Source organism: Actinoplanes sp. NPDC051633, assembly GCF_040681735.1.
Lineage (GTDB): Bacteria > Actinomycetota > Actinomycetes > Mycobacteriales > Micromonosporaceae > Actinoplanes.
Genome location: NZ_JBFAZH010000450.1, coordinates 1 through 5,781, shown reverse-complemented (window position 1 = coordinate 5,781; position 5,781 = coordinate 1). Strand labels below are relative to the sequence as shown.

Below are 5,781 nucleotides of genomic sequence, written 5' to 3'. Positions count from 1 at the left end.
GGCGTCGTGGCCGGTGGGACACATGACGAACTGTTCGAGCTCAGCCCCCTGTATCGGGAGCTGGCCACGCATCAGCTGCTGGTGCCGGGAGTCGGCACCATCCGTCCAGGAAAGTGAAGTACCGTAACCGGCCATGGGTGTGTCGTCACGGTTCAAGAAGCGGTTCCGCAAGTTCTTGCAGCGTCCGGGCACGACGGTCGATCTCGCGCCGTTCGAGAAGCGGCTGCCGGCCATCGAGGCGCGCGAGGAGGCTCTCAAGGAGCTGGACGACGCGGCGCTCACCGAGGCGGCCGGCGAGGCCAAGGACTACACCGAGATCTGCGCGCTGGGTCGCGAGGCGGCCCGGCGCACGATCCAGGAGCGGCCGTTCGACGTGCAGCTGCTCGGCGCGATGGCGCTGCTGGCCGGCAAGGTCGCCGAGATGGCCACCGGTGAGGGCAAGACCTTGACGGCGACGATCGCCGCCTACGGCCATGTGCGGCTCGGCAACGGCCCGGTGCACGTGCTCACGGTCAACGACTACCTGGCCCGCCGCGACGCCGAGTGGATGGAGCCGATCTACACCCTGCTCGGCCTGACCGTCGGCTGGGTCACCGAGGCGTCCACGCCGGAGGAGCGCCGGGAGGCGTATGCCGCCGACGTCACGTACGTGTCGGTCTCCGAGGCCGGTTTCGACTACCTGCGCGACCAGCTCGTCACCGACATCGCCGACCGGGTGCAGCGCGAGCTCGCGACGGCCATCGTGGACGAGGCCGACTCGATCCTGATCGACGAGGCCCGCGTGCCGATGGTGCTGGCCGGCAGCCTCACCACCGAGGCCGACCCGGTGCACGAGGCCGCCGACCTGGTCCGCGAGCTGCGCAACGGCAAGGACTACGAGGTCGCCGACGACGGCCGCAGCGTCGCGTTCACCGAGGCGGGCCTGCAGAAGCTCGAGGCGAAGCTCGGCATCGACCTGTACGCCGACGATCAGGTCGAGCACCTCTCCGCGGTGAACGTCGCGCTGCACGCCCACGCGCTGCTGCGCCGCGACGTCGACTACATCGTGCGCGGCGGCAGCGTCGAGCTGATCGACGAGATGCGCGGCCGGGTGGCCCAGCGGCGCCGCTGGCCCGACGGCCTGCAGGCGGCGGTGGAGGCCAAGGAGGGCCTGTCCGCGACCGCCGAGGGCGAGGTGCTGGACACGATCACAGTGCAGGCCTACATCGCTCTGTACCGGACCGTGTGCGGCATGACGGCAACCGCGGTGCACGTCGGCGAGCAGCTCCGCGAGTACTTCAAGCTCGAGGTCGCGGTAATCCCGCCGAACACGCCGAACATTCGCGAGGACGAGCCGGACCGCATCTACTCGGCGCACGACATGCGCGACGAGGCGCTGGTCGAGGAGATCAAGCTGGCCCACGAGAAGGGCCGGCCGGTGCTCATCGGCACGCTCGATGTGAAGGCGTCCGAGCTGCTGGCCAAGCAGCTGGCCGCGGCCGGTGTGCCGAGCAACGTGCTGAACGCGAAGAACGACGCCGAGGAGGCGGCGATCATCGCCGAGGCGGGCGCCCTGGGCGCGGTCACCGTCTCGACCCAGATGGCCGGCCGTGGCGTCGACATCCGGCTCGGCGGCAGCGACGAGAAGGACCGCGACCGGGTGGTCGAGCTCGGCGGCCTGTACGTGATCGGCAGCGGCCGGCACGACAGCCGCCGCGTGGACGACCAGCTGCGCGGCCGGGCCGGCCGGCAGGGCGACCCGGGCGGCTCGGTGTTCTTCGTCAGCCTCGAGGACGAGCTGGTCACCCGGCACGCCGGCGACATCCTGCCGGCCTCGCCGCGGATGGACATGGACGGCGTCGTGCACGACGACGCGGTGGAGTACGCGGTCGAGCACGCCCAGCGCGTCGCCGAGGGCGTGAACCACGAGATCCACCGCAACACCTGGCGGTACAGCGTGGTGATCGAGCAGCAGCGGGTGGCCATGGCCGAGCGGCGCGAGCGGCTGCTCACCTCCGAAGTGGCCGCGATCATGCTGCTGGAGCGCTCACCGGACAAGGCCAAGGAGATCGACGAGGACGTCCTCTCCGACGCCGGCCGGGCGATCGCGCTCTATCACCTCGACCGGCTGTGGGCGGAGCACCTGGCCGAGCTCTCCGAGGTCCGTGAGGGCGTGCACCTGCGCGCGCTCGGCAAGCTGGACCCGCTGGACGAGTTCCACCGGGCCGCGGTGCCCGCGTTCCAGAAGGTCTTCACCGAGATCGAGGCGCGCACCATCGCCACCTTCGAGGAGGTCGACCTCACCGACGGCTGGCAGCCGGACCGTGCCGACATCGTGCGGCCGAGCGCCACCTGGACGTACCTGGTGCACGACAACCCGTTCGGCTCCGAACTGGACCGTCTCATCGCGGCGGTGGGCCGGCGCCTCACCAACAGCGGCAACTGACCGTCACGATCCGCGCGCGTGGTGTTCGGCGAGGATGTCCTCGCCGAACTCCCCGCGTGGCCGCCGTACGACCGTGTGCGCGTGGTTACCGTCCGGTGTGGTCTGGTCGAACTCGATGAGCAGATCGTCGCCCTGGATCCGGTAGTAGTGCGGGGCGTCCGGCCCCGGGCCGCCCTCCCAGGCGAAGTGCAGGTTGTCCGTCGACATCGGATGGGAGAGCCGGCCCAGGTAGACCTGGACCAGCTCGTCCAACATGGACCGGGCGGCGGTGGGCAGGTCGGCGCGGGGCGCGCCGGCCGGCTCGATCGGCGACGACCTCGGCCGGGGGCCCGAGTAGATGTCGCCGGGCGCCCGGTCGGCCACCACGACCCGGTCGCGCAGCTTGGGCGGCAGCGACAGCAGCAGGGAGCGGCCCAGATCCTCCTCGATGCCCAGCGGGCGCAGCACCGGCTGCCCGGCCAGGTCGACGCGGGCCGGGTTGGCGCCGAGGAAGACCGGTGCCGGTGAGACCACACCGTCCACGGTGGTCATCGTGACCGACAGATGGTGCCCCTCGAACCGCCACGCCCACCGATCGTCGGCCGGCGACCCGAAGACGACCACGCGGTAGTCCTCGCTGTGCCGGCCGCGCCGCCAGCCCTCCTGGCGGTCCAGCACCTCCTCGAGCGCGATCACGGCCATCGCCTGCGCGTATGCCGGCGGGCTCAGGGCGGCGGCGAGCAGGCGGTGCGCGGCCTTGCGGGCGGCCGTCCCCATGTCGGCGAGCAGGAGCCCGGGCCGGTACTCCGGCCGGTACTCCAGCCAGCGGCGTTCACCGTCGTCGAACGGGCGGCACGCCACGTCCCGCTGTGCCTCGCCGAGCTCCGCCAGAAACGCCGCTGCCTGCTCCTCCACACCCGGAAGGGTAGCGTTGGCGGCTGTGGGTGACAGCGTCTACGTGGGCCGCGCCGCCGAGGACGGGATCCCGAATCAGGGGTGGCTGCTCGGCCATTTCATGCCCGAGGGCGATCTGCTGCATTCGCGCGACGTCGAGGTGAAATGGGGCATCCACCCGCCCGGTGACCGGCGGGCGGCGTGGGCCACCGACGAAACCCGCACCGCCCTGCTGGTGTTGATCAAGGGCGCTTTCGACATCGAGTTGCGGGATCGCACGGTGGTGTTGCGCAGCCCCGGTGACTACGTCGTCTGGGGTCCGGGGGAGGACCACTCGTGGCGCGCCGGTGACGAGGAGACCGTCGTACTCACCGTGCGCTGGCCTTCGCTGCCGGGCTGGCGGCTTTCGCATGACCAATAGATAAACAAAAGCGTTTCGTGACGGAAATCGCACACCGAAACGAGTCTTACCCGACTGCGGCGCGGCGGGTGCTCGCGCTAGTGTTTTCGCGGCCAGGGATGGAGAAATGCATTTTCTCCGCGATTTGAGTTCGGTAACGGGAGGGCGCGACCATGCCGGTGGCGGCAGTCAAAGGGCGGACCGGGCGGCACGGCACGCGCCTGCCTAGGGTGCCGGCCCCGCGGCGCGATCCCGAAGGCTCTTCGGCCCTCGCCGGAGGCTCAGCGGTCGCGAGCAACACAGCGCCGGCGGCGCTGACCCTGACGATCACCATCCCGATCACCGATGAGGCGATGAGCCCGCAGGCCGAGCGGCTGATCGAGGCCGTCCGTGAGCTGGCGGCCGCCGGCGGCCAGGTGAGCGAGCCGGTCCCGGCGCCGTTCACCGAGCCGGTCAGCGACGGTCCCGAGGTCCGGCTGCTGACCGCATCGCGCCGGGTGCTGGTCGACGGCCTCGCGCTGCCGCTCACCCGCCTGGAATTCGAGCTGCTGCAGTTCCTGGCCGGCAACCCGCGCCGGGTCTTCTCCCGCGCCCAGCTGCTGACCGGCGTGTGGGGCTACGAGCACACCGGCGAGCGCACGGTCGACGTGCACGTGCGCCGGCTGCGGCTCAAGCTCGGCCCGCAGGTCCCGCTGATCACGACGGTGTATGGCGTGGGCTACCGCCTGGCCGACGACGCGCGCGTCGTGGTCGTGCCTCACGAGTGAGAGTCCGCCCGGTCTCACCCGAGGCCCTCGCGGAGGAGCTGGCCGACCGCCTCGCCGGCCACTCGGCGCCCGGCGGATTCATCCGGGTGGCCGTGGACGGCTCGCCGGCCGCCGAGCCGGACGCCTTCGCCGACGCCCTGATCGATCCGCTGCGGGTCCGCGGCCGCCCGGCCGTCCGGGTCAGCACCGCCGACTTCCTCCGGCCCGCCTCGGTGCGTCTGGAGTTCGGCCGCACGGATCCGGACGCGTTCTATGACGGCTGGGTCGACGAGGCCGGGCTGCGCCGCGAGGTGCTCGACCCGACCGCCCCCGGCGGCAGCGGCCGGGTGATCACCCGCCTGTGGGACGCCGCGACCGATCGGGCGGCCCGGGAACCCTACGTCACGCTCCCGCCCGGCGCGGTGGTGATCGTCAGCGGCGCCCTCCTGCTCGGCGGCGTCCTGCCCTTCGACTTCACCGTGCACCTCGACGTCTCGCCCGCCGCGCTGGCCCGGCGCATCCCCGATGATCTTCGCTGGACGATCCCGGCCTATGCCCGCTACCGGGATGAGGTCGACCCCACGTCGCTCGCCGATCTGGTCGTCCGGGTCGACGATCTGAAGCACCCGGCGGTCGTCGAGGACGGCTTCTGAGGTCCTACGTTCTGGACCGTCCCAGGGCCCACGACCTGCGACGCGACGACCCGTTCGCGAGGTCCGTAGCGGAAACCCACACGGACAGTTATGCTCCGACTACTTTTCAGCGAAGATCCGGTTTGGGATCTTCGGCGGCGGGTATCAGGCGGCACCACGGTGTGAAGTTTCGCCTGCGGGGAAGCCCACCGGTCAGGGGCAGAGGGAAGGCAGGGGGACGCATGCTCGTCAATGGAGCAGTGATCACGGGTAAGGGATCCGAGACCGCCAAGGGGCGTTCCGCGGAGGAAGTCGAGCAGCTTCGGGTGGTGCTCCGGGAGCGGTTCGAGGCGCTCGACGCCGAGTACTCGCTGGCCGTGGCGGAGAACCACAAGTTGCGCCTGGTGGAGATCGGCGACGCCGCCGGCGACGACCAGGCCGACAGCGGGTCGAAGACCGCCGAACGGGACGCGGCGACGTCGTTGCTGCGTACCCTGCTGGACCGTCGTGAGCAGGCCGAGCTGGCACTGCAGCGGCTCGCCGAGGGCACGTACGGCAACTGCGAGGGCTGCGCCAAGCCCATCCCGGCCGCCCGGCTCGAGGTGTTCCCGTCCGCCACCACCTGCGTGGCCTGCAAGTCGACGCGGGAGCGCCGCGCGGGCTGACCTCCGACAGGCAGCGCACCGGTCCGCCGACCAGTTGGTC

General features: G+C 71.3%; 6 protein-coding genes. 5 read left to right on the top strand and 1 reads right to left on the bottom strand.

What is annotated here, in order from left to right:
- The first annotated feature begins 133 nt into the window (after positions 1 to 133).
- The gene (gene secA2, locus AB0M20_RS23505; RefSeq protein WP_364301484.1) at positions 134 to 2,425 is read left to right on the top strand and encodes an accessory Sec system translocase SecA2; all 2,292 of its coding nucleotides are present in this window, start codon (positions 134 to 136) and stop codon (positions 2,423 to 2,425) included.
- Between the two features lie 3 nt (positions 2,426 to 2,428).
- Here secA2 and AB0M20_RS23500 read toward each other — a convergent pair whose 3' ends face one another.
- Positions 2,429 to 3,319 (bottom strand): DUF3500 domain-containing protein, encoded by an 891-nt coding sequence (locus AB0M20_RS23500; RefSeq protein WP_364301482.1) that lies wholly within the window; start codon positions 3,317 to 3,319, stop codon positions 2,429 to 2,431.
- Positions 3,320 to 3,344: 25 nt separating this feature from the next.
- On the opposite strand from AB0M20_RS23500, the gene AB0M20_RS23495 reads away from it, so the two are divergent.
- The 4 genes from AB0M20_RS23495 (at position 3,345) to AB0M20_RS23480 (ending at position 5,741) form a co-directional block, all read left to right on the top strand.
- Positions 3,345 to 3,719, top strand: coding sequence for a signal peptidase I (locus AB0M20_RS23495; RefSeq protein WP_364301480.1), 375 nt, complete (start codon positions 3,345 to 3,347; stop codon positions 3,717 to 3,719).
- Between the two features lie 209 nt (positions 3,720 to 3,928).
- The gene (locus AB0M20_RS23490; RefSeq protein ID WP_364301478.1) at positions 3,929 to 4,465 is read left to right on the top strand and encodes a winged helix-turn-helix domain-containing protein; all 537 of its coding nucleotides are present in this window, start codon (positions 3,929 to 3,931) and stop codon (positions 4,463 to 4,465) included.
- A complete protein-coding gene (locus AB0M20_RS23485) occupies positions 4,462 to 5,097 on the top strand; it encodes a uridine kinase (protein WP_364301476.1) in 636 nt (211 codons plus the stop codon). The genes AB0M20_RS23490 and AB0M20_RS23485 overlap by 4 nt, the downstream gene beginning before the upstream one ends.
- A 221-nt stretch (positions 5,098 to 5,318) precedes the next feature.
- On the top strand, positions 5,319 to 5,741 hold the full coding sequence (locus AB0M20_RS23480) for a TraR/DksA C4-type zinc finger protein (RefSeq protein ID WP_364301473.1): 423 nt from the start codon (positions 5,319 to 5,321) through the stop codon (positions 5,739 to 5,741).
- The last annotated feature ends 40 nt before the right edge of the window (positions 5,742 to 5,781 follow it).